General features: G+C 37.6%; 25 protein-coding genes and 1 riboswitch. Of the genes, 11 read left to right on the top strand and 14 right to left on the bottom strand.

The window, feature by feature from the left end:
• Positions 1-36: 36 nt before the first annotated feature.
• Positions 37-966 carry a diacylglycerol/lipid kinase family protein gene (locus HCB45_RS01995; protein WP_185618506.1) on the top strand — a complete coding sequence of 310 codons (930 nt, stop codon included), beginning with the start codon at positions 37-39 and terminating at the stop codon, positions 964-966.
• A gap of 24 nt (positions 967-990) precedes the next feature.
• Positions 991-1,323 carry a hypothetical protein gene (locus HCB45_RS01990; protein ID WP_185323125.1) on the top strand — a complete coding sequence of 111 codons (333 nt, stop codon included), beginning with the start codon at positions 991-993 and terminating at the stop codon, positions 1,321-1,323.
• A gap of 37 nt (positions 1,324-1,360) precedes the next feature.
• Here the strand turns inward: HCB45_RS01990 and HCB45_RS01985 are convergent, their stop codons facing one another.
• Complete coding sequence (locus HCB45_RS01985) at positions 1,361-2,227, bottom strand: ROK family protein (RefSeq protein ID WP_185618504.1); 867 nt, start codon at positions 2,225-2,227, stop codon at positions 1,361-1,363.
• A 156-nt stretch (positions 2,228-2,383) separates the two neighbouring features.
• Between HCB45_RS01985 and HCB45_RS01980 the strand changes: the two genes are divergently transcribed.
• Positions 2,384-2,767: a hypothetical protein gene (locus tag HCB45_RS01980; protein WP_185318229.1), complete on the top strand. Its 384-nt coding sequence runs from the start codon at positions 2,384-2,386 to the stop codon at positions 2,765-2,767.
• Between the two features lie 51 nt (positions 2,768-2,818).
• Here HCB45_RS01980 and HCB45_RS01975 read toward each other — a convergent pair whose 3' ends face one another.
• Positions 2,819-3,286 carry an Lmo0779 family protein gene (locus tag HCB45_RS01975; protein ID WP_185618503.1) on the bottom strand — a complete coding sequence of 156 codons (468 nt, stop codon included), beginning with the start codon at positions 3,284-3,286 and terminating at the stop codon, positions 2,819-2,821.
• Between the two features lie 114 nt (positions 3,287-3,400).
• Between HCB45_RS01975 and HCB45_RS01970 the strand changes: the two genes are divergently transcribed.
• Together HCB45_RS01970 and HCB45_RS01965 are read left to right on the top strand one after the other, a co-directional pair.
• On the top strand, positions 3,401-3,673 hold the full coding sequence (locus HCB45_RS01970; protein ID WP_185618501.1) for a hypothetical protein: 273 nt from the start codon (positions 3,401-3,403) through the stop codon (positions 3,671-3,673).
• Positions 3,670-4,017 carry a hypothetical protein gene (locus tag HCB45_RS01965; RefSeq protein WP_185318231.1) on the top strand — a complete coding sequence of 116 codons (348 nt, stop codon included), beginning with the start codon at positions 3,670-3,672 and terminating at the stop codon, positions 4,015-4,017. The genes HCB45_RS01970 and HCB45_RS01965 overlap by 4 nt, the downstream gene beginning before the upstream one ends.
• 175 nt (positions 4,018-4,192) lie before the next feature.
• Here the strand turns inward: HCB45_RS01965 and HCB45_RS01960 are convergent, their stop codons facing one another.
• From HCB45_RS01960 to HCB45_RS01940, 5 genes are all read right to left on the bottom strand, one after another.
• The gene (locus HCB45_RS01960; protein WP_003761108.1) at positions 4,193-5,071 is read right to left on the bottom strand and encodes a PTS mannose transporter subunit IID; all 879 of its coding nucleotides are present in this window, start codon (positions 5,069-5,071) and stop codon (positions 4,193-4,195) included.
• Between the two features lie 18 nt (positions 5,072-5,089).
• Positions 5,090-5,902, bottom strand: coding sequence for a PTS mannose/fructose/sorbose transporter subunit IIC (locus HCB45_RS01955; RefSeq protein WP_070753454.1), 813 nt, complete (start codon positions 5,900-5,902; stop codon positions 5,090-5,092).
• A 161-nt stretch (positions 5,903-6,063) separates the two neighbouring features.
• Positions 6,064-6,549 carry a mannose/fructose/sorbose PTS transporter subunit IIB gene (locus HCB45_RS01950; RefSeq protein ID WP_185318232.1) on the bottom strand — a complete coding sequence of 162 codons (486 nt, stop codon included), beginning with the start codon at positions 6,547-6,549 and terminating at the stop codon, positions 6,064-6,066.
• Complete coding sequence (locus HCB45_RS01945; RefSeq protein WP_185618499.1) at positions 6,549-6,983, bottom strand: mannose/fructose/sorbose PTS transporter subunit IIA; 435 nt, start codon at positions 6,981-6,983, stop codon at positions 6,549-6,551. Before HCB45_RS01945 ends, HCB45_RS01950 begins: the two co-directional genes overlap by 1 nt.
• A gap of 288 nt (positions 6,984-7,271) precedes the next feature.
• Positions 7,272-10,088 (bottom strand): sigma-54-dependent transcriptional regulator, encoded by a 2,817-nt coding sequence (locus HCB45_RS01940; protein WP_185318234.1) that lies wholly within the window; start codon positions 10,086-10,088, stop codon positions 7,272-7,274.
• Between the two features lie 193 nt (positions 10,089-10,281).
• Between HCB45_RS01940 and HCB45_RS01935 the strand changes: the two genes are divergently transcribed.
• The 3 genes from HCB45_RS01935 to HCB45_RS01925 all read left to right on the top strand — a co-directional run bounded on the left by HCB45_RS01935 (position 10,282) and on the right by HCB45_RS01925 (position 17,178).
• Positions 10,282-10,917, top strand: coding sequence for an FMN-dependent NADH-azoreductase (locus HCB45_RS01935; protein ID WP_185318235.1), 636 nt, complete (start codon positions 10,282-10,284; stop codon positions 10,915-10,917).
• Positions 10,918-11,111: 194 nt separating this feature from the next.
• The gene (locus tag HCB45_RS01930) at positions 11,112-12,488 is read left to right on the top strand and encodes an amino acid permease (protein WP_185318236.1); all 1,377 of its coding nucleotides are present in this window, start codon (positions 11,112-11,114) and stop codon (positions 12,486-12,488) included.
• Between the two features lie 262 nt (positions 12,489-12,750).
• Positions 12,751-17,178 (top strand): 2-hydroxyacyl-CoA dehydratase, encoded by a 4,428-nt coding sequence (locus HCB45_RS01925; protein ID WP_185618497.1) that lies wholly within the window; start codon positions 12,751-12,753, stop codon positions 17,176-17,178.
• A gap of 34 nt (positions 17,179-17,212) precedes the next feature.
• On the opposite strand, the gene HCB45_RS01920 is transcribed toward HCB45_RS01925, so the two are convergent.
• Together HCB45_RS01920 and ybaK are read right to left on the bottom strand one after the other, a co-directional pair.
• Positions 17,213-18,061, bottom strand: coding sequence for a PhzF family protein (locus tag HCB45_RS01920; RefSeq protein ID WP_185318238.1), 849 nt, complete (start codon positions 18,059-18,061; stop codon positions 17,213-17,215).
• A 36-nt stretch (positions 18,062-18,097) separates the two neighbouring features.
• Entirely contained in the window at positions 18,098-18,574 is a 477-nt protein-coding gene (gene ybaK, locus HCB45_RS01915) for a Cys-tRNA(Pro) deacylase (RefSeq protein ID WP_185318239.1), read from the bottom strand.
• Positions 18,575-18,697: 123 nt separating this feature from the next.
• Between ybaK and HCB45_RS01910 the strand changes: the two genes are divergently transcribed.
• A complete protein-coding gene (locus HCB45_RS01910; protein WP_185318240.1) occupies positions 18,698-19,354 on the top strand; it encodes a DUF5105 domain-containing protein in 657 nt (218 codons plus the stop codon).
• A gap of 99 nt (positions 19,355-19,453) precedes the next feature.
• Complete coding sequence (locus HCB45_RS01905) at positions 19,454-20,344, top strand: carbon-nitrogen hydrolase family protein (protein ID WP_185618495.1); 891 nt, start codon at positions 19,454-19,456, stop codon at positions 20,342-20,344.
• On the opposite strand, the gene HCB45_RS01900 is transcribed toward HCB45_RS01905, so the two are convergent.
• From HCB45_RS01900 to HCB45_RS01885, 4 genes are all read right to left on the bottom strand, one after another.
• A complete protein-coding gene (locus HCB45_RS01900) occupies positions 20,341-21,042 on the bottom strand; it encodes a DUF554 domain-containing protein (RefSeq protein ID WP_185607608.1) in 702 nt (233 codons plus the stop codon). The two genes, HCB45_RS01905 and HCB45_RS01900, sit on opposite strands and share 4 nt — an antisense overlap.
• Positions 21,043-21,156: 114 nt before the next feature.
• Positions 21,157-21,798 (bottom strand): NAD(P)-dependent oxidoreductase, encoded by a 642-nt coding sequence (locus HCB45_RS01895; RefSeq protein WP_185618493.1) that lies wholly within the window; start codon positions 21,796-21,798, stop codon positions 21,157-21,159.
• An 83-nt stretch (positions 21,799-21,881) separates the two neighbouring features.
• Positions 21,882-22,802, bottom strand: coding sequence for an EamA family transporter RarD (rarD, locus tag HCB45_RS01890; RefSeq protein WP_185318244.1), 921 nt, complete (start codon positions 22,800-22,802; stop codon positions 21,882-21,884).
• A 107-nt stretch (positions 22,803-22,909) separates the two neighbouring features.
• Positions 22,910-23,440 (bottom strand): YceI family protein, encoded by a 531-nt coding sequence (locus HCB45_RS01885; protein ID WP_185311190.1) that lies wholly within the window; start codon positions 23,438-23,440, stop codon positions 22,910-22,912.
• A 254-nt stretch (positions 23,441-23,694) separates the two neighbouring features.
• Between HCB45_RS01885 and HCB45_RS01880 the strand changes: the two genes are divergently transcribed.
• Positions 23,695-24,156, top strand: a complete 462-nt coding sequence (locus HCB45_RS01880) for a MarR family winged helix-turn-helix transcriptional regulator (protein ID WP_185318245.1) — start codon at positions 23,695-23,697, stop codon at positions 24,154-24,156.
• 51 nt (positions 24,157-24,207) lie between these two features.
• On the opposite strand, the gene HCB45_RS01875 is transcribed toward HCB45_RS01880, so the two are convergent.
• The gene (locus HCB45_RS01875; RefSeq protein ID WP_185318246.1) at positions 24,208-25,668 is read right to left on the bottom strand and encodes an amino acid permease; all 1,461 of its coding nucleotides are present in this window, start codon (positions 25,666-25,668) and stop codon (positions 24,208-24,210) included.
• An 89-nt stretch (positions 25,669-25,757) separates the two neighbouring features.
• A riboswitch (Lysine riboswitch) is annotated at positions 25,758-25,955 on the bottom strand.
• Positions 25,956-25,968: the final 13 nt, after the last annotated feature.

The raw sequence follows: 25,968 nt of genomic DNA, 5'->3' as shown, positions 1-25,968 counted from the left end.
ATAAATAGAAATTTTTTGTAAGAGAGGGTGAGTGCGATGGGTAAGGCACTATTGATTGTGAATCCATCATCAGGTAAAGAAAAAGGAAAAACGTATCAAGGAAAAACAGAAGAAGTATTAAAAAAGCGATATGAGGAAGTAGAAGTACGTTTAACGGAAAAAGCAGGTGATGCGACTGAGTTTGCTTCTTGGGCATCTGAACAAGGGTTCGATGCAGTTATCGCAATGGGCGGCGATGGAACGTTAAATGAAACTATAAATGGTTTAGCAATCCATGAAAAACGACCTGACTTTGGCTTTATTCCACTTGGGACTGTCAATGATTTGGCACGTTCAGTGGGCATACCGTTAAAACCAGAAAAAGCGATTCAAGCACTGGAAAAAGCAAAAGCAGTTCCAATGGACATTGGACGAATTGGTGATCAATATTTTATGAACGTATTAGCCATTGGAATGATTGCGCAAGCTGTTGACCAAGTGAGCGTAGAACAAAAAACAAAATTTGGTTCGGTAGCATACTTTTTAGAAGGACTAAAAGCATTTAACAGGAATGAACTACTCCATTTTAAACTAGAATATGATGACGAAGTATGGGAAGGTGAAGCGGCACTTGTTGTAGCTGGTTTAACAAAATCTGTCGGCGGGATGGAATCATGGGCTCCCGATGCCAAAATTGATGATGGTCATCTTCATGTCATCGTTTTAACTAAATTAGGACTACTTGATGCAGCTAATATGATTCCGCAATTAATACGGGGGAATTTAAAAAATAGTGATGGTGTCGTTTATATTAAAACAAAGAAATTAAAGATCGATGCAAGCGGAGATGACTTAAGTATCAATGTAGACGGCGATCCGGGTCCAGGTGTCCCTGCTGAAATCGAAGTCTTAGGGAGCCATTTAAACATCCTCGCACCTAAACAAAGTGGCAAGAAACGTTTCGGTCCATTCATACTGAAAAAGTAAAAGAATAAGGAGATGAGAAGCTTTATGGAAGAAGAATTAGAAGTCATTCATAAAGGTCTTGCCAATGCGAAAAATGGTTTTAAAGCGGTCCCAGGGAAGCTTTATTTAACCAAAACTTATATCGTACACAAGCCGAATGATTACTTTGACGAAGAAATTAATATTCCATTGAATCGGGTCTCTAAAATTCGCGGAGTCCGAACAAAAATTCTTGGAAAAGAACTATTATCCAACATTTTAGAAGTAGATATGATTTCAGGTGTGAAGTATCAATTTGTTGTAAATAAACAAAAGAAATGGCTTGAAGCAGTCGCGAAAGTATTAGAAAGCCGCGGCGAACCAGAAAAATTAGCATAAAAAGAAGCTGGCGCAACAAAGTGTCCAGCTTCCTTTTTTATGTTAAATGAAAGGCAGTTGCCCCGATTAAGTTGGCATCATTTCCAAACTGACAACTAACTACATTTGGGCGGATTGTAGCAATTGGAACACTCGCCTTTACTTGATCCACATAGTTATTTAATTCAGTTATAAAATCAGGACGTTCACTCACACCGCCACCAATCACAACCATCTCAGGATCAAGCGCATACTGCAAATTAAAAATACTACGAGCTAAATAATAAAACATTGTCTCAAGTTCTTCTTTGGCGACCTCATTTCCTTCTGATCGAAGCTTAAAGACAAGATGGCCATCCACTTCATCAGCAGGGAGTTCAAGACGTTCTGAAATCCGATTAGCAGCATTTACGACAGTACCAAGCTCGCTAAGTGTGTGTCCGTCACGGTCCATCAACATGTAACCAAATTCGCCGCCATGTAAATTCGCGCCATGATGTACTTTACCACCACGAATAACCGCGCCACCTACACCACTTCCAAGTATCATAAAAATAATATCTTGTTTTTCTTTAGCTGCTCCAATCCAAACTTCTGCTAAAGCCGCACAGTTGGCGTCATTTTCCATTGTAACTGGAAGCCCGAGTTTTTCTTCTAGTAATTGTTTGAAAGGAAAGTTATGTATGTAAGGAATTGCGCTCGCTCCGCCAATGATGCCGGTTTCATTATTTACTGCACCAGGACAACTAAAAGCGGCACCTTGGAAAGAATAGTCATAATTAGATTTCACATCCACCAATAATTGTATCATTTCATCCAAATTATCCGGAGTTGTAAATTTACCTTTTTCTAGTATTGCACCTTCTGTTGTTAAAACGCCATACTTCACTGCGGTACCACCCATATCAAATGCTAGTATCGTCATAACCCAGTCTCCTTTTATAAAAAGTATATACTTATCATACTTTTAAATAAGACAAATGACAAATAAAAAGTGAAATTACTTTGCTAAAAATTACCGTCACTTTCGAGTTTTGTGCTATAATAAAGCAAGAATTTGAAGCGCAGGAGGAAATGGTTAGTGGAGATAAAGGTTCAAAAAAAATTGACTGACGGCAGAATCGCTTTTAGTAGTGAATATGGTGAATGCGTTGGTATATGGGCCGATGAAGACCCAGAACCAAGTAGGGTTTACACGGTAGAAATTACGATACCTGATATGATTACCGCGGAACTTTTGCATGAAAGTGAAGAAAAACATTGTGTATTAGAAATAGATGAAGATGGCTTAGTTCATGTAGTTGGGAAGTTAGAGGACTACGAGGAAGATGGCTTTGCGGTACTCCGTCTAGAAGAAAGTATTATTTGTTTTGATACAAAATTCAGCGAAGAAATCGAAATGCTCCATGGAAGATTTGTTGAATTTGTTATTCCAGAAATAGAATTAAGTAATGTTGGTATATAAAAAAACGCCATGCTCCATTCTCTTAAAAAGGGAAGGTGAGCGCGGCGTTTTTTAGCTATATGTAGTAAATACAGCGAGCATTTTTTCTAAATCTTTTTCAGAACTTGCAAAGAGCATCAAACGTTGGCGATTAGTTTCAATGACTAACACACCGTCTTCCGATAAATTCATCCGTTCGATTTTAGCGTATGGGAAGAATAGAAGGGCATAATAAAGTCCTGTTTCTTTAAAAACGGCTTTTGAACTACGGAAGAAACAAATATAGATGAATAATACACCCATAACTGCAAGTAATACCGAAGTAGAGAACGGACCTTCACGAAAGAATGTATTGGAAACAAATAAAAGAACAATGATTCCAACGAAAATATAGCCATCCCAACGTCCGCGAGAACGCAATTTGACACTTAAGACTGTTTTGCCTTTTGAAAGAGGAATTACTGCATCATTATACAAGATATACAGTAACGTCAATATGTTGGCAATGAATAAAAAGATATTAGTAGCATCCCAAACCATTTAGTTATCACTCACAATCTATCATTGGTATAGTTTAGTCATATTGTAACATAATTAAGCGAGGAAAAGGGAGAACTGGCTTCAAGATTGATTTCCTCTAATGCAGCCATAGATATGCCAAGTTTATTAAGTGGTACAAATCCTGAAGATATTGTTGAAATTGCTATAAGAGAAGGCTGGATAGTTCAACCATTAAAGAAGGGAAGTAAAAGCGGGCTGCTTTTTTCGGAGGGTGGAGGCTACAGTGAGAATGCACCTTCTGGAAGTTCTCTATACATCCAGTATCGTCCTGGTGGCGGTCATCATGGGCAGGGAGCATACTATAAAGTATCATCTCCTAAAAATGGAACGATACGAATTAATATAGAAGGAGGATTGCTAGAATGACAGAAAAAGATGTAGAAGAACTCATGCTATTGCATAAAAGAATTATTGAAAATTTAGAAGAATTTTCTATGTCTGCCAAACAACAAATGGAAAAATTAAAAGGTTTTGCAGTTACTGATGAATTGGCATCAGACTTTTCCGATATTGCATTACAATATGCAAAAATATTATTTGAGCACGATTGGTTAACAAAAGAACAGCTGAATATGTTTCTTGTTGTAGATAAAAAATTAGAAGGTTTGTCAAACAACAAAGATTTGTGGAGTAATGAAGCATTAGAAACAAGTATTGAGTGGGCTGAATGTAGGGAACAAGGAAAAGAAATATTAAAAACTCTTGGATAATAGCCAGTATAGGAGGCGTAGAAGAAACGAATAAGTAATAAAAAAGCGTTGATGGAAATGGCAAAGCGAAGTAAGTATTTGCTGGACTGGATAAAGAAATGAGAAAAAATGTAGATAAGACACAAAAAAGAACCGGGATTAATCCCGGTTCTTTCCAAATTATTATAACCACCCATTACCCAAGCGGTGAATACCCAGCTGGTGGAAGTCCTAAGATACCTGACCAGTAACCAAGAATACCAACAACGAATAGTCCCAAAATTAGCCATAAAGCATTGACTTTTTTCTTCAGAATCCACATACAAGCGAATGTTAGAAGAAGGGCAAGAAGACCTGGCATTAGTTGGTCCAAGATACTTTGGACAGTAGTTGGAACGTCTTTACCAGTTTTAGAGTCTTCAGTTGTATAAGCTACAAGTGGAACATAAATTGTTGTCCACTTATTAACGAGGGCACCCATAACGAATAGTCCGAGAATGGAAGCTCCTTCAGTTAGTTTTTGGAGCAGACCGCCAGACATATCAGATACAACATCTGTACCTTTTGTATATCCGTAGAATACGCCCCAATAACGGAAACCTAGGCGAATTGCATTAAATAATACGAAGAATAAAATTGGCCCGATGATACTACCATCAGTGGCAAAACCTGCACCTAAAGCGGCAAGTACCGGACGAACAGTTCCCCAAAAAATAGGATCCCCAACACCGGCAAGTGGTCCCATTAGACCAACTTTTATACCATTGATAGCACCATCATCAATATCAGCGCCATTGGCTTTTTGTTCTTCCATTGCGGTCGTTACACCTAAGATAGGTGCGGCCATATATGGATGGGTATTAAAGAACTCAAGGTGACGTTTGATAGCTTGTTCTCTATCTGGTCCTTTTTCTGGATAAAGACGTTTGATTACTGGAATTACTGAGAAACAGAAACCTAAAGATTGCATACGTTCAAAGTTCCACGACCCTTGGAAGAGGTTGGAACGAATGAAAACGCCCATTAAATCACTTTTCGTTATTTTCTTTTCATTAACTGTAATTTGTTCACTCATATTTTTTCTCCCCCTTCCTTAGTCGTCAAGATCGTCGTCGAGATCATCTGCTGATCGTCCGCCGCCGCCCCCGCCGTATTGTTGGATAGCTTCTTTCAATTGATATTTAGGATTTAGTTGGATATATACGATTGCTGCAACTAGCCCTAGAACACCTAGTGCTACTAAGTTGAAGGCAGTAAATGCTGCTACAACAAAGCCTAAGAAGAAGAAAGGCATTAAATATTTAGCTGACATCATGTTAATAACCATTGCGTAACCAACAACAACGATAAATCCACCAGCTACGTTAAGACCATTAACAATAACATCAGGAATGGCATTGAGTAAATTTTCTACGGCGCTAGTACCAACTGTTACCGCAACGATAACGGCTGGAATTGCGATACGCATTGCTTGAAGTAGTAGTGCAGTAACATGTATCCAGTCGAGACTTCGCAGATTACCTTCCTTACCAGCTTTATCAGCCATGTGTTGGAAAGCAACTGTAATTGTACGAACTAGAATTGTAAGTACTTGACCAAGAGCAGCTAAAGGAATCGCTAGCGAAATACCTACACTGATATCTTGTCCCCCTGTAATAACTAAGATAGTAGAAATAATAGATGCAAGTGCAGCATCAGGTGCAACAGCAGCTCCGATGTTCATCCAGCCAAGCGCGATCATTTCAAGTGTTCCCCCAATAATGATACCGGTTGTAATATCCCCTAAAACAAGACCGATTAACGTACAGGCAATTAATGGACGGTGCGTTTGCCACTCATCCAAAATACTACCCATACCACTAATACATGATACGAGGAATACAAGGATTAATTGTATTGCTGACATATATTTCCCTCCCAATTTTTCTTTAAAATGATAAAAAAGATAATTTCAATATGATGACTGAATAATGAAAGCGTCTGTTACATGAGCTATTATTCATGAATCACCCCTTTAAAGGTCTTCCTTTAAACATTTATATATCTTTCTATGTTAAAAATGAAAGCTTATTTTTCTTTATCGAGTAGCGGGATAAGTTTTACTTTATTATCAGAAGCGACTTTACGGATTTCAAGTTCGATTCCTTTTTCATCTAGTTTGCGGAATGCTGCTTCGTCAGCTTCGTCAACAGATACTGCATTAGTAATCATATGTTTACCTTCGCGGAATGCCATACCACCAATATTTACTGTAGTGATATTAACTCCAGCTTCTACTAAAGTTAATACATCTGTTGGGTTAGTGAATAAAAGCATTACTGGTGTTGTAGCGTATTTAGGATTGTTATATACACGAATTCCTTTTTGTACATCGACAACACTTGCTTTAACTCCTGGAGGTGCTACTTGTGTAAGAAGGGTTTTACGTACTTCATCTTTTGCTACATCATCACTAATAACAATAATACGTTCTACCTGTGTTTCTTTTGTCCAAACTGTTGCCACTTGACCGTGAATTAAGCGATCATCAATACGTGCTAAGCGAATTTCCATTATAAATCGTCCTCCCCGACTTCTGTTTCTTTTTTTGGTAATGATTCTTTCAGTGACTTAACGCCATCACTTCCTGCTGTTAAAGCTGTCTCTACTAGATCTTTTTGATTACTTGCTGCACGCATGGAAAGTGTTTCAAGTAACATTGGAATATTAACGCCCGTTACAACATCCATATTTTCTTCTGGAAGGGCAATTTGGCTAGATGCATTATAAGGACTACCACCAAATAAGTCGACCATAAAAATAACACCTTCTGAAGTATCTAATTTATCTAGTTTTTCTTTATACTTGGTAATAAGCGTATCCGTGTTTTCTCCAGGTACAAATGTAATAAATTCAACATTATCCTGTTTGCCAATAATCATTTCAGTTGATTTGAGCAATTCACGCGCCGCTTCACCATGTGTGCCAATAATAATTGCAACTGGCATAAGTATCTCCTCCTTAAAGCGTGGATATAAAGCATCCATTAATACTAACGCAAAAACTGTGCCAACTTTTCTGTATCAAACGCCCCCCTTTATTAATAGAAGTGGTTCAAGGCTTCTGTAAGCGTGTACTAAAAGGTGAATAGGAGCTTAATACGCTAAATAACTACATTAATACACTAAATACTTATCTTAGACATACATACAACATTACCCTAAAAAATGTAGCAGAAAACGCAATAGTTGAAAATAAAAAAAGCCAACGTAAGAATTTTGTTGGCTTTCTGATGTTTATGAAAGTACTTCTGGTTGAATTTCGTTCAAAATATCATATAAATAGCATAGTTCATCATTTGTAAGTTTTAAGTTCATTTTATAGATGACTTCTTTATTTGTTTGTTCTAAGGCAGTGAAAATATCTGTTTCTAGCATATTTTTTGGTTCACGGTAGGTTAAACCATCATTTAGAACCATTCGTTCTAAGGCACAACCAACATGGATGAGTAAATTGATTTTAAAAGTATTATCTAGTTTGTAGCCTAGTTTTTTTTCTAAAACACTTGCAAAAGAGCTCAGAATTTCGATGGTTTTCTTTGGATTAAGATAGGTTAGAAATTCATTAAGGCTTTCTTCAATAATTTCTTTTGCGATTCGACCCGTTTCGCCCTTTTTAACTATAATATTGCGTTGCTTCACAAGGCTAACTAGTTGTTCTTCACCATCAATGCCAAAAAGTCGTTCAAGTGGTATGAAGGGGATTTGAATTTTGGGATCTTGAATTCCGACAGCCATTAGAATATCGTTTTCTTCTTGTAGCTGTTCTAATCTTGTGTCCATTTCATGTAAGCCGATTGGGATGACTTTAATGGCGTCGGTTGTGATGGTATCTAAAATATTTTCGATAAATAGTTGAAGTTTTTCAGCTGTTCCTTCGCCAGTCGCACAAATAGTAACGATAGCGTGTGGCTTTTGATTAGAATCGAGTGTATCATCATCAGAATTATAGCCTCCGTAGCCGCGGAAATCTTTCAGGGAATCGTAAATGCTATCTAGTTCCATATCAAGAATGTTTGATTTACGAACAGCTTCGATAACTGTCGCAGTTGAAACCATATCAATTGAGCGAACCGGAATACCAGTCCGTTCTGAAATAACTGGAGCAAAACTTGTGAGCGATCCCATATCAACAAGTAGAAGTAGACCGCGTCCCATATCCATTTCCTTCGCTCGTTCAGTCAGCTTATCTAGAACGATTTTCGGACTTTGATCAAGGGGCATATCAATTCCTTCGACTAATCCTTCGCCGAGTAATTTTTTTGCAACGCTAACCATACTGCTAGCGGTATTATTTCCATGAGTAGCAACAAGTACAGCAACTCGCGCATTTTCTTGTTCTTTGAGTAGCGAGCTAATGAGAAGGGTTAGATACATTACTTCCATATTTGGAACGCGAATGTGGAAGGTAGCCTCAATATCATCTTTAATTTCACGAGATAATTCGTACGCTTCAGGTTGATCATTAACCACATTTTCGATATTCGTGTATTTTAACGGTTTGTTACTTTCAATACGTTTAATAAAGGAAGTTAAGTGCAGACTAAAAGCGAGTAAGAAACGCTCATTTAACTTTTTGCCTAGCTGATGCTCGATTCTTTGTTCAATACCTTCTGCAAAATTAAGGATTTCTTCATTCACGATTTTTAAAATATTTTCGCGATTATGGATGGTGTTTTTGAATTTGTTATAGAAACTGTTAAGGTGGATATCAATATCCATCTTGATAAATTTCTTAATATCGTCATCTTCAACACCTTGATCCATTAAAATAGAAGCTTTATCTTCAATAATTTTGTAAAGATTGAAGTTTGGCTCATATTCGTCAGATGTGATTAACGTGTTGTTTAGCTCAGGGAAAATAGTCGTGTAAGGCTCTAGATATTCTGCGATGGCTTGAAGTTCTTTGCGTCGATTACTAAAGTGGAAAAAGCCATCTTTAATATTTATCGGTAAAGTTTTAAAATCGATTAAAATTTCATCGTCTTTATCAAAACTGTTTAAAAAACCTTGCGCACAAACGAGTTGAATGTTAGATTTCAACTGGCCAATATTACCATAAGTAGTATTACCAATCAGCGCCTTGGCAGCCTCATCTTCAATCCGAATCGGTTTATTTACACGGTGTGCTTCGCTAGAAAGTAAGTATTTAAGTAGTTCCACCCGTTCAAAAGCAGTTCTTTCTTCTAAGCTTGGCAAAGTAATAATAATCGGAATACGGCGCATAAATGTTTTTAATAAGGAAGATTCCGGATTTTCTGTCGTTGCTCCAATAATTAAAACATTGGATTTTCGTGTTCGGTCAGTTTCACCGAGTTTGTTGTAAGTGCCAGAGTCCATTAGATAAAAAATCATTTCTTGGCCTTCAGGAGGGAGACGATGAATTTCATCAAGGAATAAAATACCACCTTCTGCTTTTTCAACGAGTCCGCCTTTATCATTTTCAGCTCCGGTAAAGGCACCTTTCACATGACCAAAAATGTGAGACATCAAGAGTTGCGGGTTATTATAATAATCGGCACAGTTGAAAATAATAAATGGGGCATCAGCCGGCAATCGTTTGGCATGTTGCGAGAAACGATACATTAAGTTAGCAAACAATGTTTTACCCACACCAGTTTGTCCAAGAATCATTGTATGTAAGCCGTTTGGTGGATAAAGTACTGCTGCTTTGGCTTGTTCGACAGGGGTTTTAAGACTATCATTTACGCCAATTAAATCATCGAAAGGGCTTCTTTCAACGATACTTGGCTTCAAAATTTTCAAAAGCGCTTCGCAACTTTCAAATTCTAGTTCATTATCTGAAAGCACACGGCCAATTTCTTCTTCCACAGATCTTTTCGGAAAATAAAGCACTGGTCGCCCAACGATTTTAATAATTTTTCCTTGTCTATGGAGTTCATTTAATTCCATGCTGACGTTATTTCTTAAAATATCTAATGTTTCTGAAATAGTAGTTGCAGTAAAACCTTCATTATTTTCTAGTTGCTCACGAATCGACTTAGTTGAAGGGGTTTCTAAAATAAATTCATAAATGCGGTCAATACGCTTCAATTATAATACCTCCAATTAGTGTATTGAAAAACGGAGTGTGTATTAAATGATGCTAATACACTCTAGAATTCTGTATTTATCTTAGCACTCCTAGTGAAAATGTCAATGATTATTTGCTTAAAATCAAATTGACTCCCCGCACGGATAGTACTATTATATAGAAGGAACAAATAAAATCAATGAGGTGTTCATAATGTCAAAAGTACTATTTATTAAAGCGTCACCACTTCCAAATGAAGTATCGAGAAGTTCCCAAGTAGCAGCTACTTTCATCAACGAATACAAAGCAAAAAATCCGTCTGATACAGTAGAAGAATTAGTTTTATATAATACAGAAGTTCCGTTATTAGATTTAGAATTAATGACAGCTGGTCGGGAATTACAAGCTGGTAAATCATTTACTGACTTAGCGCCAGAGGTACAAAAAAGATTAAATGCCTACAATTCGCTTACAGAACAATTCTTAGCAGCAGACAAATATGTATTCGTTTTCCCACTTTGGAATCTTGGAATCCCACCACTTTTAAAAGCTTATGTAGACACTTTTGTTATTGCTGGTAAATCATTCCGCTATACAGAACATGGTCCCGAAGCACTTCTAAAAGATAAAAAAGCGATTTTAATTCATGGTAGCGGTGGTATTTATTCTGCTGGACCAACAAGTTCATTTACTCACGGAGAACCTTATTTGCGCACAATTTTACAATTTATCGGCATTGATGTGGTACCATCGATTTTTGTTGAAGGTATTGACCACAATCCAAGCAAAGAAGCAGAAATAGTGGCAGCTGCTAAAGCGGTAGCGTATGAAAGTGCTGCTGAGTTCTAGAAAAAGTTTGTGAAAAATAATTTTTACTATTAAATATTAAGATAGTATTATCAACTGTCTAGACCAATAAAATCATATAAAAAGATTGCTAATCCCTTTATAAATTGGTAAAGTAGAGAAGTAGATTGATGAATAAAGTGCTGAATCAATTCGGCACTTTATTCTGTTTAGTTACTCGAAAGGGATGAATAGAGATGGAAGAGCAAAAAGAAGAATTGCAAAGAGGGCTGAAAAATAGACACATTCAGTTAATCGCGATTGGCGGAGCAATTGGTACAGGGCTTTTTCTAGGGGCAGGGAAGTCAATTCATTTGGCAGGTCCATCTATCATGTTAGTTTACTTAATTATTGGGGCTATTTTATTCTTTGTTATGAGAGCTTTAGGTGAATTGTTGATACATAACCCAACAACAGGATCTTTTACAGAATTTGCAGAGCAATTTATTGGACCATGGGCGGGCTTTATTACAGGCTGGACATATTGGTTCTGCTGGATTGTAACTGGTATTGCAGAAATTACAGCGGTCGGAATGTACGTGAAATTTTGGGTGCCCGACTTACCACAATGGATTCCAGCACTTGCCTGTGTTTTAATACTTCTATTATTTAACCTAGCAACTGTTAAAGCTTTTGGTGAAATTGAATTTTGGTTTGCAATTATTAAAGTGGTTGTCATTATTGCCTTGATTGTTATTGGATTTGTACTTGTATTTATTGGATACAAACATGGCACAAGTACCGCATCATTTTCTAATTTAGTAGATTATGGTGGCTTTTTCCCAAATGGAATTGCCGGGTTCTTATTAGCATTTCAAATGGCGACATTTTCTTTTGTAGGAATTGAGCTTGTTGGAGTTACTGCAGGAGAAGCGGATGACCCAGAGCGGACACTTCCAAAAGCAATTAATAATATTCCCATTCGGATTTTAATCTTTTATATTGGTGCGCTCCTCGTATTAATGTCGATTTATCCATGGAGCAATATTGATCCGAACACAAGCCCATTCGTAAGTGTCTTTACAATGATTGGGATTCCAGCAGCTGCCGGAATTATTAACTTTGTCGTGTTAACTGCTGCTATGTCTTCATGTAATAGTGGAATTTTCAGTACTAGCCGGATGCTTTATACTCTTTCAGCAGAAGGAAAAGCACCAAAAAAAATGCATCATTTGAGCTCTAATGGGGTTCCAGCAACAGCGTTAATTACATCTACAGCATGTTTACTTATCGGTGTGTTTTTAAATTATGTCCTACCAGAACAAGTATTTATATTAGTAACGAGTATCGCGACGATTTGCTTTATCTGGGTTTGGGGCGTTATTCTAGTGGCACATTTACGTTTTCGTCATAAGCATCCTGAAATCGCAGAAAAAAGTAAATTTAAAATGCCATTATCTCCTTTAATGAACTGGGTTAGCTTAATTTTCTTCGGAGGGTTATTAGTTATCCTTGGTTTTGCAGCTGATACAAGAATCGCTCTCTTTGTTACACCTGTTTGGTTCTTAATCTTAGGTATCGCCTATCAAATTTTAAAAGCCTCCAATCGAAAGACAAAAATTCGACATAATTAACAATCAAGCAAGCATTCGCTAAACAAAGCTATTTTAGTGAATGCTTGTTTTTTTTGGCATAAAAAAGCACCGCGAAATTCTTTACAAATAAAAAAAATCGTGTAGAATGAGAGGTGTTTAGAGCGATTTGTCGCATTCATGCATTTCGAGTGAGTACTCACTCATTTTTATGACAACTGTTCATGTGAATTTAAGTACAATCAACGGATAATATGTGAAATTTTATACATATTAAGTAGCGCGTAACGAAAGGGATGAGAAGATGATTCATGCAGGATTAGATGTAGGATCAACAACAGCAAAGGCCGTAGCACTTAATGATCAAGGGGATATTTTATTTCAAACCTACAGAAGACATTATTCAGACATTAAAAAAGTAACTTTAGAAATCATGCAAGATATGCAAAAAAAATGTGGTATGACGGAAATGACATTCAAAATTACGGGATCTTCAGGACTAGCCATTTCTAAATTTTTAAATGTGCCATTTGTGCAGGAAGTAATTGCTTGTACGGAAGCAGTGGAGCAGGTAATTCCAGAGACAGATGTAGTCATTGAGCTAGGCGGGGAAGATGCGAAGATTATTTATTTCAGTGGTGGGATTGAGCAACGAATGAATAATGCTTGTGCAGGCGGAACTGGCGCTTTTATTGACCAAATCGCTACCCTGCTTCAAACAGATCCAACAGGTTTAAACGAACTGGCGCAAAATGCGAATACAATTTACCCAATCGCTTCTAGATGTGGTGTGTTCGCCAAAACAGATGTGCAACCACTACTTAATGAAGGTGCTAGAAAAGAAGATATCGCTGCTTCGATTTTTCAAAGTGTGGTGACGCAAACAATTAGTGGACTTGCTTGTGGACGACCAATTCGCGGAAAAGTGGCGTTTCTTGGAGGACCACTTACTTTCCTTGATCAGTTGCGCTATCGTTTTACAGAGACACTTAAAATGAAAGATAGCGATATTATTGCGCCGCAAAATGCAGAATATTTTATTGCACTGGGAACTGCCTTCACAGGGCTTAATGATATTCCTTTAAAAGTAGATGATATGATTCACCGACTTTCCAATATGGATATGACAACAATGGCGACCGACACGGTGATTTTGCCTGCGCTTTTTGAAAAGGAAGAAGATTTAGAAGCCTTCCGCGCACGTCATAATCAAATGAAAGCAAAACGGGCGAAACTAGAAGATTATGAAGGAGATGCTTATTTAGGCATTGACGCTGGATCAACTACGACCAAATTAATCTTAATGAGTCAAACCAATGAAATTTTGTACTCGTTTTATTCTAGCAACAATGGGAATCCACTTCAATCTGTTATTGATGCAACGAGTGATTTATACGAAATTTTACCGGAAAAAGTTCGAGTTGCACAGTCTGGAATTACAGGCTATGGCGAGTCGCTTATTAAAGCCGCACTTAAAATTGATGTTGGTGAAATTGAAACAGTGGCGCATTACCGTGCTGCTCGCGAATTCTTGCCAGATGTGGATTTTATTTTAGACATTGGCGGACAAGATATGAAATGCATGAAAATTAAAAAAGGTGCGCTCGATAGTTTAATGCTTAATGAGGCTTGTTCGGCCGGATGTGGTTCGTTCCTTGAAACTTTTGCGCAAACACTTAATTTATCCATTGAAGAATTTGCGGCCCGGGCACTGGAAGCAAAAGCCCCTGTAGACCTAGGCTCGCGCTGTACCGTTTTCATGAATTCCAAAGTGAAACAAGTGCAAAAAGAAGGCGTGAGTATGGAAGACTTATCCGCTGGTCTTGCTTATTCAGTCGTAAAAAATGCATTGCAAAAAGTAATCAAACTGCGTAGCCCGAAAGACATTGGCGAAAAAGTAATCGTTCAAGGTGGAACTTTTTATAATGAATCGGTCTTGCGTGCTTTTGAGCTTTTAACAGGGCGGGAAGTGGTGCGACCAGATATCGCCGGAATGATGGGAGCTTATGGTGCTGCTCTGATTGCCCGTGAACATTATGAAACTGGCGAAGTAACGGAAATGCTCGTACTAGAAAAATTGCGTGAATTTAGCGCGGAAACATCCCAGTCGCGCTGTAACCTTTGCAGTAATACGTGTCAGCTAACAGTGACAAGATTTGGCGATGACAGGATGTTTGTTAGTGGAAACCGGTGTGAACGCGGAGAACGTGTCGAAACGAAGCGTAATTTACTGCCTAACTTATATGCGTATAAATTAAAACGGACCTTCGATTACAAATCACTAAAAAAATCAGAAGCTACTAGAGGAACCATTGGTATTCCACGCGCACTGAACGTTTTTGAAAACTATCCACTTTGGCATACGATTTTAACAAACTTAGGTTTCCGAGTGGTTTTATCCTCTAAATCATCCAAAAACTTATATGATAAAGGTATTGAAACGATTGCCTCCGAAGCAGTTTGTTTCCCAGCCAAATTAACACATGGTCATATTATGGATTTAATTAAGAAAAAAGCGGACCGCATTTTCTATCCATCTGTCGTTTATGAAAAACCGGAATTCGGTGAAGCAACGAATAACTTTAACTGTCCAGTCGTGGCGGGTTATCCAGAAGTTATTCGTGTCAATGTGGATGCTTTGGAAGAAAAGAACATTCCAATGATTAGTCCGTTTTTAACATTAGATAATGAAAAAGCACTAATCGAACAAATGAGTCTCGCTTTCCCAGAAATCCCAGCTGCAGATATGGAAAAAGCAGTTCAAGCAGGGTTAGAGGAAGCAGAACTTTGCCGTAAAGACATTCAAGCGGAAGGGGAAGCGGCACTTACTTACATTAAGAAAAACAAAATCAAAGGGATTGTGCTTGCAGGGCATCCATATCATATTGATCCAGAAGTAAACCACGGAATTCCGGAACTCATTACGATGAATGGCATGGCGGTTCTTACGGAAGATTCGATTTCTCATCTTGGAGAAATCGACCATAAACTTCGCGTCGAAAACCAGTGGAAATACCATGCAAGACTATATCGCGCAGCCAGCTTTACTGCTAAAAGTGAAGATTTGGAATTTGTGCAATTGACTTCATTCGGTTGCGGACTTGATGCGATTACAACAGATATGTGCCAAGAAATTATTGAAGGACACAACAAAGTATACACACTACTAAAAATAGATGAAATCAATAACCTTGGTGCTGCTCGTATCCGTGTTCGTTCCTTAAAAGCAGCCATGGAAGAGCGTGAGAAAAATAACGTGAAACCAGGAATTATGGCAAAACCAAAAGAGCGTCCATTATTTACCAAAGAAATGAAGAAAACCTATACTATCTTAGCGCCACAGCTAGCTCCAACTCATTTTGAAATGTTAGAGGCAGCTTGTAAAGTGGGCGGTTATAATTTAGAAGTATTACCAGCAGTTACACCTCGCGCGGTGGATGAGGGCTTACGTTATGTTAATAATGATGCTTGTTATCCAGCAATTTTAACGATTGGACAAATGATGGATGCACTGAAACACGGCGATTATGATGTAAATAATTTAGCTGTATTGATGACGCAAACAGGCGGCGGATGTCGGGCTACCAACTATATCTCAATGTTGAAAAAAGCCCTTGGAGAAGCTGGACTTGATCATATCCCAGTTATTTCTCTTAATGCCAATGGTTTAGAAAAACAACCAGGATTTAAAATGACGCCAAAAGTTCTTGTTCGTTTCCTAGCCGGAATTAGCTTAGGAGATGCGCTTGACCGGATGCTTTACCGGACCAGACCATATGAAGTGGAACCAGGAAGTGCGAACAAACTATTCCGAAAATATCTCGATGCAGGACGTGCTCTAATGGAAAACTATTCCTTTATAGCATATAAAAGATTAGCGAACGAAATGGTTCGTGCTTTTGACAACCTACCAATTACAAATGAAGTGAAACCTAGAGTTGGTGTGGTTGGAGAAATTCTCGTGAAATTCCATCCGGGTGCTAATAACAATATTGTGGATGTCATTGAAGACGAGGGCGGGGAAGCGGTTGTTCCAGATTTAACTGATTTCATTTTGTATTGCTGTTATGATGATCACTTTGCAGCTAATACATTTGGTCGTTCCAAAGTTAAATCATTCGCGAAACAAAGTGTTGCCATTCCGCTCATTAATCAATTCCGCAAACCAGTGACAGATGCGCTGAAGAAAAGTGAACGTTTTGAAGCACCAGCGAGTATCGAATCTATCGCTGAAAAAGCAAGTCAATTGCTATCACTCGGAAATAAAATGGGTGAGGGGTGGTTCTTAACAGGGGAAATGTTTGAATTACTCGATAGCAACGTACCAAATATCGCTTGCTTACAACCATTCGCGTGTTTACCAAACCATATTACAGGTCGAGGGATGATTAAAGGACTCAAAAAAATGTATCCAGAAGCTAACATCATGTCGATTGACTACGATGCCGGCTCAAGCTCTGTGAATCAACTAAATCGAATTAAACTAATGCTCTCCATCGCTAGGAAACAACTAGAAACGACAGAAGTTATCACAGAAAAAGAAACCAATACAAGATTCAATCCAAGAGAAAAAATCCTTGGTAAAGCAAAACAAGTAAGAGAAAGTGCTCCAGTCGAAATGATCGGAAACAAAGTAAAACAAGCGCGTGATGCAGATCCAGTTGGCGCTATTGCCCAGAAAGTAAAACACGTAGCTTCTAGCAATGAACATGTCCAGACTGATAATGATTAATCAAAAAGCCGCCCCTATAAGGGGCGGCTTTTTTCTATTCAATAGTTAAATCCTTCTTTTCACAGAAATATCCTTTACCACCCACATATACTTTTGCTATTTCCTTATTATCATTGACATCTAAATTAACTGAAATTTTGGAAGGAGAGCGTAAAGAATAGCCCTGTTCAAATACATAATTTTCTTTTCTCAAGTAGTGATTTTTATAAAGATAACAAGCTAAAGCCCCATTAGAGGTCCCGGTTGCTGCTTCTTCATTGATGTCATATAATGGAGCGAAATTCCGACAGATAATTCGGTCACTACTACAAGTATATAGATGCATTCCAATCACATCATACTCTTTACTGATTTCTTTAATCTTTTCAAAATTTGGCTTTAGGGCATGTAAAACTGCTTCACTCTTGATTGGAATTAATATATCTTTTAAACCAGTGGACACAATTTGAATAGGATAGTTAGTATTTAGAAAGTTTAAGTCAAAACAACTAATTAATTTATTGGGCGGAATGACATCATAAAAAATTGGTTGATTTTGTTCCATGAAAATCGTGCCATTTTTTATCGTAATAGTAAGAATGCCACTATTAGTTTCAATCGTATACTGATTTTTAAGCAGTTTATGTAAATGCATTAAAATCGTGAAAGTTCCGATTGTCGCATGGCCACATAAATCAACTTCTTCTTTTGGTGTGAAATATTCTAATTTATAATCGGCGAAGTTAGAATCAGTCAGGAAGGCTGTTTCAGCATAGCCTAATTGTTTTGCAATGGTGATTTTTTGAAGGGTGGTTAATGTTGGTTCGTTCAATACTACACCAGCCTTATTTCCACCTTTATTATTCTTACTAAATGCACTTGCAACATAAACAGATATATTCATAAAAACGAAACTCCCTTGTTAAAATCGAATTCTTCTTCATTCTTCCGTAATCATCGCAAACTCCGCACGTACTACTTTTTTTAAGTCAGCTGGTACTAATTCGATTTGTAGTCCCCTTTTTCCAGCCGAAATTAAGATTGTATCAAGCAGTTCTGCACTATTATCAATAAAAGTTGGAAATAGTTTTTTCATACCAATTGGAGAACATCCACCGCGAATATAACCTGTCAGCTTCTCTAACGTGTCCACCGCAATCAATTCACATTTTTTATTGCCACTAATCTTTGCCAAATGCTTCAAATGTAAGGACTTATTGGCAGGAATGCATGCCACGATATTCCCTGTTTTGTCACCGGTCAGTACAAGTGTTTTAAAAATCTGTGCAGGATTATTGCCAGTTTCTTCCGCAACATGAAGTGCATCGAGCGTGTCTTCACTCCAGTTATACTCACGTAATTGATAACTAATCTTTTGTTTATCTAAAATTCGACATGCATTTGTTTTTTTATTCAAGTGTTTCACCTCATTTAATTTGGAAATATGTACAAATTATGACATTATTAGTTAAATAGTTGGCTTTTATCCTTGCTTTCTGTACAATTAAATGGAATTCAAATAAGAAAGGGAGATATTTTAATGAAAAAAGGGTTATTTAGTATGGTTTTTGTACTTGCTATGGTATTAGTTTTAAGTGCATGTGGTGGAGCGTCAAGAGTAGAACCAAAAAAAGCAGGAGAAATCACAGTTAACGCAGTAGTTTACAATAAAGATACAGATAAAGTAAAAGACGTATACGGTGAAGATGGTTCTAAATTTGAAAAAGAATTTGAAACTAGTTTTAAAGAAAGCTTCATTAGTACATTCACTGCAAGTTTTTCTAGTGACGTGAACTTAGACAAACAAGTGGATGATTTCTATAATGCACTTCGTAAACAAGTAAACGAAAAAACATCGTATACTACTAAAGTAACAAATGACGACAAAGAAAGTCCAGAAATTCAGTTCGCTGTTAAAGGGCTAGACATGAAGGGTGTTCAAACAGAATTAGTAGAAGAACTAACAAAAGCAGCAACAGCTGATCCATCAATTGCTACAGATGATCAAAAAATGGCTGAAAAAACAATGGAAATCTATACGAAAGCTGTTCAAAATGCAGATGCAGTATCTGAAGCTAAAACAGTTACACTTAAACTAAAAGCTGATCCAGATGATGATGCATTATGGAAAATGCAAAACGATATGGCGTTCATGCAAGAATTAACAACAGCCTTCTTCATGGGTGGTATGAACTAAGATTTATATAGACACCAACAACTTTCGGGCTGTTGGTGTTTTTTTGTTTTTAACAATAGATGTTATAATTGCGTTAATTAGTTGGATAGGAGGGGGCACATGGTTAATCTTAAAAGCGCTTTAGTACAACATGAAGCAGTACCAAATAACAAAGAGGCAAATTTAAATTTATCTGTGAAGTATATACAAGAAGCTCATAAAAAAGAGGCAGATTTAGTTCTTTTTCCTGAAATGTGGTCAAACGGCTACGCACCACCTTTTGACACAGCCTTTGATGAGCCAATGGATGCCAGTTTTGAAGAAGAGCGTACGCGGTGGTTGGCAGATGCAGTAGCAGGAGATAGCACATATGTTACTACTTTAAAAAAACTCGCAAAAGAACTAAACATTGGTGTTTGTGCTACTTATTTATCTAAAACAAAGCAAAAACCGCAAAATACAGCTATTATAATTGACCGAAATGGAGAAATAATTTTAGATTACGCTAAAGTTCATACATGTGATTTTTCTTTAGAAACTTTACTACAAAGCGGGGATGAATTTAATGTTTCTGAGTTTGATGAGATAAAACTTGGTGTGATGATTTGTTATGACAGAGAATTTCCAGAAAGCGCCAGAGTATTAATGCTAAAAGGAGCAGAAATTATCCTTGTTCCAAATGCTTGTGAAATGAATCCAGCTAGGCTTAACCAACTAAACTCTCGTGCATTTGAAAATATGGTTGGCGTCGCAATGGCAAACTATCCTAGAGAAAAATGGGGGAGATCTACTGCTTTTTCCCCGATTGTTTTTAATAAAAACGGGGATTACCAAGATAATACAATTATAGAAACAGATGACGTTTCAGAGGGCGTTTTTATTGCTGAATTTAATTTAGATGCTATTCGAAATTACCGGGAAAATGAAACTTGGGGAAATGCCTACAGAAAACCGCAAACATATACTGATTTAATAAATTTAGATGTAAAACCACCATTTAAACGAAATTAAAAATAATAGATTCCAGCAACAATTAGCGCAACAACCAAAATCCCCGGAACCAGATTCGCGACCCGGATTTTCGTTAAACCGAGCAAGTTGAGACCAATAGCCAAAATCATAATTCCGCCAGTAGCCGTTAGTTCTTTAATAATTAGGGCCATCAGGTCTGCTGGAATAAATTGATTAATTTGTGTTGCAAAAAGCGCGATAAGGCCTTCAAATAAAAACACCGGAATAGCCGATAACATAACGCCCCAACCAAGTGTTGTACTAAGAAGAAGGGCGATAAACCCATCCATTACTGATTTCGTATAAAGCACATCATGATTACCGCGAATCCCACTATCAAGCGCACCTATAATTCCCATCGCGCCAATCACAAAAATAAGTGTAGCAGTCACAAAGCCTTTTGAAACATTGCTTTTACCTTTTGCACCGACTTTCCGTTCAATCCAGTGCCCAAGTTGGTTAAGATGGTAATCTATATTAAGCCATTCACCAATAACAGCTCCAAAACAAATACTTAAAATAACAATCAGCGAATTGCTCGTTTTAAATGCCATTTGAATGCCAAGGACGATAACGGATAACCCCATCCCTTTCATGACCGTGTCTTTCATACGTTCAGGGATATTATGTAATTTCATGCCAATTATTGAACCAATTAAAATCCCTAGCCCATTAACTAGCGCACCAAGTAAAACCATTTTCTTCCTCCCTTTTTTGCATATAGCACTAGTATACAGGAAGTTCCTACCAATGGGGAGTATTATTTCGGATAAAAAAATCGAAGGAGGCGTTTTGCTCCTTCGACTTTCGTATTATTTTCCAGCCACTGTAAACCGTTCATTCAAGTGATTTGGTCGCTCAATCTCATCTAGTACAGCGATAGCGTAATCTTCCATACTGATAAAACTATTGCCATCGCTACCAAATAAAAGATGATCTCGCCCTATTTGATAATCTCCAGTACGTTCACCAGGCTCAAACATGGCAGAAGGGCTAATGTACGTCCAACTGAGCTCTGCTTTATGCGCTTTTAAATGCTCTAATTGTTTCGCTTGCGCATGAGCAGTTGGATAGTAGGGTGCTTCCCGAAGCCCTTTAGATTCTAAAAGGGTATTTCCATCTTCATCAATTTGAAGACTAGCTGCGCCGCCAACGACAAGTAAGCGCGGAGAAACCGTTCCATTTAAAACAGAAATTAAGTGATCAAGTGAAGTGACATGTTTTTCTGCTTCCTCTGGGCTGACCCCGTAAGCATCAACTACGACATTTTGATCAGATAAATCGGAAAGCGTTAAATCAAAAATATCTTTTTGTAAAATATTAATATCTTTATGCGTTTGCGTTATTTTCCCAGCGTTTCTAACAATAGCTGTTACTTCGTGGCCACGGTTTTTTGCTTCTTCTAGAATCCTTGAACCAGCTCGGCCCGTAGCACCAATGATACCAATTTTCATGAAAAAAGCCCCCTATTCATTTTTATGGAATAGATTCTCGTTTGATAGAAGAATTATTCCCGAAAGAGGGGACTGGGAAACATTTATTTTTTTGTGGCGTTTGCTAGTTGTTTGATTTTGGCTGCGGAATAAATGTGAGAAATCGTGAAAATAATCAATGCTAACCAAATGAACATGAACGCAAATAATTGAATGTGGTCAAAGCTTTCTTTGAATAGTAAGACACCAAGTGCAAGCATTAACGTTGGACCGATGTACTGCAAGAATCCAACCATTGTATAGCTGATTTTCTTCGCAGCAGTGGCAAATAAAAGCAGCGGTATAGCGGTAACGACACCAGCACCAACTAAAATAATATTGGTTTCTGCAGGATACTGCATTAATCCATTGGTTGCGAAAAATATAACATAAATAAGTGCGAATGGTGTGATAATCATTGTCTCAAGCGTTAAGCCAGTCCAGACTGAAACGGAAACAACTTTTTTAATCAGACCGTAAAGAGAGAAGGTAACAGCCATCCCAATCGCTGCAAAAGGAACAGAGCCAAGATGCCATGTAAGTATTAAAACACCAATTGTAGCAGAGATAACTGCAATAATTTCTCCACGACTTAATCGTTCCTTTAAAATAACAGTTGCAAGAAGTACGTTGACAAGTGGATTGATGTAGTAACCAAGACTTGCCTCTGTCACATGCCCACTATTCACCGTATAAATGAATAAATACCAGTTTGCTGTAACTAAAAAAGCCGCGGCGATAATAGCGATAAGCGTTTTCGGTTTAAGTAAAACATCTTTCGTTTCTTGAAAAACCATCGAAGCTTTTCGTAAACAAACGATTAAAAATAACATAAAAATAAAAGACCATATAATTCTATAGGCCAAAATCTCCATTGGTGGAACATGAGTAACTAGCTTCCAGTAGATTGGAAGAACGCCCCAACACACATAAGCGAGAGCGCCAGCGATAATCCCGCCCAGCTGTCCATTTTGTTTATTTTCCATAGCGATGTTAGCCCCCTTTTTTTAAACAATAGAACTATTTTAGCTTAAAAGGGCGGATAAAGCTACAAAAAAACTACGAATAGGCTAGCTATTCGTAGTTTCAACCATTATTTGCTTGCTTCGATTTGAATGTTTAATTTTACTTCGTCACCAATAAGTACGCCGCCAGTTTCTAACGCAGCATTGTAATTTAGACCAAAGTCTTTACGGTTGAATTTACCTTTTGCTTCAAAACCAGCTACCATATTACCAGTGTTGGGATCTTTTCCAGTACCTTCATAGCTTACTTCTAGTGTAAGAGGTTTTGTTACGTCGCGAATCGTTAAATCACCAGTCACTTCGTATTCATCATCGCCATCAGCAGTGATTTTTGTTGCGGTAAAAGTAACGTTTGGATATTTTTCTACATTAAAGAAATCTTCACTTTTTAGATGACCATCGCGTTGTGCTTGGCGAGTATCTACAGAAGCTGCTGATACAGAGAAGTTTAATTTTGCAGAAGTTAAATCTTCTGGATCCATTTCGATATCCGCTGTGAAATCGCTAAATGCACCTTTTACTTTTGATACCATCATGTGTTTTACTTGAAATTCGATTGAACTATGCGCTGGGTCTACGTTCCATTTTTCTACTGTCATTTTTTCATTCCTCCAAATATGTTTTTTTATAAAAGCATTCTCTTATAATCTAGCCTAAATTGTTTCATATTAAACCTTAGAAAAAATACTTTTACACGTTAGAAAAGCAATAGCTTCACTGTTTATAAGTAAACTATATCACACTTACTTTTAATAAGCAACTATAAAAACGTATTGAAATATGTTTTTTTCGTAAATATGATTGAGTTTTTCTGACAAAGTGCGTAGAATAGATGGAAAGAGGAGGTTGAATGATGGCAAAAATTAATACAGATACAGAAAATATTAGTGAATTATTAAAAACTTATTGGTCCATACAGCGGATTTCAGCGGGATACGCCGATCAAAATGCGGCAAGCTTAGGACTAACCATTCAGCAACTTGCCATGATAAATGTGATTTATAGCACCCCTGGTATTTCAGTGGCGGATTTAACGAAACGATTAATAATTACTGGAAGTTCTGCCGCGGCTAATGTGGACGGGTTAATTAGCTTAGGTCTTGTTGTAAAATTAAACAAAACGATTCCAACGGATAATATGGATTTAACATTAAAACTTTCAAAAAAAGGAGAAGACTTATCTAAGCGTTCCACTGCAAACGCTTTTATGTACAAAGCGATGATGAAAGTGTTCGAAAACCTTACCGAAACAGAAATAGAAGAATTAATCCGTTTAAATAAAAAAGTAGAAACCTTACTAAAAAAGAGTAAATAAAAATATCTCCTGTATCATTCAAGTAAAAATGAATGAACAAGAGATGTTTTTTTATTTTTGATCAAATTTGCAGTCTTCCAGTGGAATGACTTTTGTTTTATTTGTAAATTTAAATGATAACCAGAAAATAAGGAAAATAGGGAGGCCGATATAAGAAATACCGATTTTTTGCCACCAAGCAGGATTCGTAAATTCTGGTTTTAAAAATGCCGCGTAATCTTGACCAACAATGACTAAAATACATAAAATCAAAGCTAAAATCGGACCAAAAGGGAAAAATTTTGCTTTATATTTCAGCTCACTTAAATCGTGTCCTTGTTTTATAAATGCTTTTCGGAAACGGTAATGGCTAATAGCGATGCCAACCCAAGCGATAAATCCGGTTAACCCAGATGCTGAAAGGAGCCACGTATAAATCACCGTACCATTTTCAGTTAGTGTAGTAATGAATGTCATCGCACCAACAATAGTTGTCACAATAAGTGCAGCCATTGGAATACCACGACGGTTTACTTTGCCTAAGAATTTAGGTGCTTTTTTATCACGAGCCATTGCCCAAAGCATTCTTGTAGAAGCGTAAAGACCTGAATTACCGGCGGATAGAACAGACGTCAGAATAACCGCATTCATCACAGAAGCCGCAAATGCAAGCCCAGCTTTTTCAAATACGAGTGTAAATGGGCTAATTGCCACATCTGTTGCCTCGGCACTAAGCAAATTTGGATTAGTATAAGGAATAATCATCCCGATAATAAAAATCGCAAAAATATAAAATAACAAAATCCGCCAGAAAACTTGCTTAATCGCCTTAGGAACACTTTTTTCTGGAGTAGCACTTTCACCAGCTGCAATCCCAACCATTTCAGTACCTTGAAAAGAAAATCCAGCAATCAAGAACGTACCTAATATCGCGAAAAAACCACCTTTAAATGGTGCATCTCCTGCTGTAAAGTTAGAAAAGCCAATCACTTCGCCGCCAAGAATACCAACAATTGTCAGCACACCAACGATGAGAAAAATAATAACGGTTGCTACTTTAATAATCGAGAACCAGTACTCTGACTCCCCGTAAGCTTTTACCGATAGGGCATTTAAACCGAAAATCAAGAGTAAGAAAATCGCACTCCAGAGCCAAGCAGGCGTATTCGGCAACCAAAATTGAACAATAATCGCCGCTGTTGAAATATCGACCGCAAGCGTGATTGCCCAGTTAAACCAATAATTCCAACCAAGCGCAAAACCGAAAGCCGGATCGACAAATCGACTAGCATACGTACTAAATGAGCCGGAAACAGGCATGTATGTAGCCATTTCACCTAAGCTTGTCATTAAAAAGTACACCATGATACCAATCGCAATATAAGCAACTAGTGCTCCACCAGGCCCTGCAGTATGAATCGCATTTCCACTTGCTAAAAATAAACCTGTACCGATGGAACCACCAATGGCAATCATAGACAGATGCCTTGTCTTTAAGTCACGACGAATTTCGCCATGTGTTTCTTTTTTCACTATAAATCTCCCTTTCTATTATCAGAGGAAGTGCGCAAAAACAGCCAATCTGCAAGAAATTGGCTGTTACGTATTTTACCAACATCATTTTGTCAGATAGCACACCTATAAGAAATTTCGACAAATTCTTATAGCAGTCCAGCCCCTTTAGGAAACTGTCCCAGCAACTATTTCTACACAAAGAAAAATTAGTCACTTCGGCGATCAACCTGTTCGTTTTTTGTCGTCGGCGTCTTTGTTTCGCCTCTAAAAAATTACTAGTGCATCTCGCAACCTCTACCTCACCATTTGGATGAGGGT

Origin of the sequence: Listeria farberi (genome assembly GCF_014229245.1) — a bacterium.
GTDB lineage: Bacteria > Bacillota > Bacilli > Lactobacillales > Listeriaceae > Listeria > Listeria farberi.
Note: the sequence above shows the minus strand (reverse complement) of the source record. Positions and strands in the feature narration are given on the sequence as shown.

Coding starts and splice junctions, on each gene's coding strand:
- HCB45_RS01995 (WP_185618506.1), top strand. CDS start 37: ATGGGTAAGGCACTATTGATTGTGAATCCATCATCAGGTAAAGAAAAA.
- HCB45_RS01990 (WP_185323125.1), top strand. CDS start 991: ATGGAAGAAGAATTAGAAGTCATTCATAAAGGTCTTGCCAATGCGAAA.
- HCB45_RS01985 (WP_185618504.1), bottom strand. CDS start 2,227: ATGACGATACTAGCATTTGATATGGGTGGTACCGCAGTGAAGTATGGC.
- HCB45_RS01975 (WP_185618503.1), bottom strand. CDS start 3,286: ATGGTTTGGGATGCTACTAATATCTTTTTATTCATTGCCAACATATTG.
- HCB45_RS01970 (WP_185618501.1), top strand. CDS start 3,401: ATGCCAAGTTTATTAAGTGGTACAAATCCTGAAGATATTGTTGAAATT.
- HCB45_RS01965 (WP_185318231.1), top strand. CDS start 3,670: ATGACAGAAAAAGATGTAGAAGAACTCATGCTATTGCATAAAAGAATT.
- HCB45_RS01960 (WP_003761108.1), bottom strand. CDS start 5,071: ATGAGTGAACAAATTACAGTTAATGAAAAGAAAATAACGAAAAGTGAT.
- HCB45_RS01955 (WP_070753454.1), bottom strand. CDS start 5,902: ATGTCAGCAATACAATTAATCCTTGTATTCCTCGTATCATGTATTAGT.
- HCB45_RS01950 (WP_185318232.1), bottom strand. CDS start 6,549: ATGGAAATTCGCTTAGCACGTATTGATGATCGCTTAATTCACGGTCAA.
- HCB45_RS01945 (WP_185618499.1), bottom strand. CDS start 6,983: ATGCCAGTTGCAATTATTATTGGCACACATGGTGAAGCGGCGCGTGAA.
- HCB45_RS01935 (WP_185318235.1), top strand. CDS start 10,282: ATGTCAAAAGTACTATTTATTAAAGCGTCACCACTTCCAAATGAAGTA.
- HCB45_RS01930 (WP_185318236.1), top strand. CDS start 11,112: ATGGAAGAGCAAAAAGAAGAATTGCAAAGAGGGCTGAAAAATAGACAC.
- HCB45_RS01925 (WP_185618497.1), top strand. CDS start 12,751: ATGATTCATGCAGGATTAGATGTAGGATCAACAACAGCAAAGGCCGTA.
- HCB45_RS01920 (WP_185318238.1), bottom strand. CDS start 18,061: ATGAATATATCTGTTTATGTTGCAAGTGCATTTAGTAAGAATAATAAA.
- HCB45_RS01910 (WP_185318240.1), top strand. CDS start 18,698: ATGAAAAAAGGGTTATTTAGTATGGTTTTTGTACTTGCTATGGTATTA.
- HCB45_RS01905 (WP_185618495.1), top strand. CDS start 19,454: ATGGTTAATCTTAAAAGCGCTTTAGTACAACATGAAGCAGTACCAAAT.
- HCB45_RS01900 (WP_185607608.1), bottom strand. CDS start 21,042: ATGGTTTTACTTGGTGCGCTAGTTAATGGGCTAGGGATTTTAATTGGT.
- HCB45_RS01895 (WP_185618493.1), bottom strand. CDS start 21,798: ATGAAAATTGGTATCATTGGTGCTACGGGCCGAGCTGGTTCAAGGATT.
- rarD (WP_185318244.1), bottom strand. CDS start 22,802: ATGGAAAATAAACAAAATGGACAGCTGGGCGGGATTATCGCTGGCGCT.
- HCB45_RS01885 (WP_185311190.1), bottom strand. CDS start 23,440: ATGACAGTAGAAAAATGGAACGTAGACCCAGCGCATAGTTCAATCGAA.
- HCB45_RS01880 (WP_185318245.1), top strand. CDS start 23,695: ATGGCAAAAATTAATACAGATACAGAAAATATTAGTGAATTATTAAAA.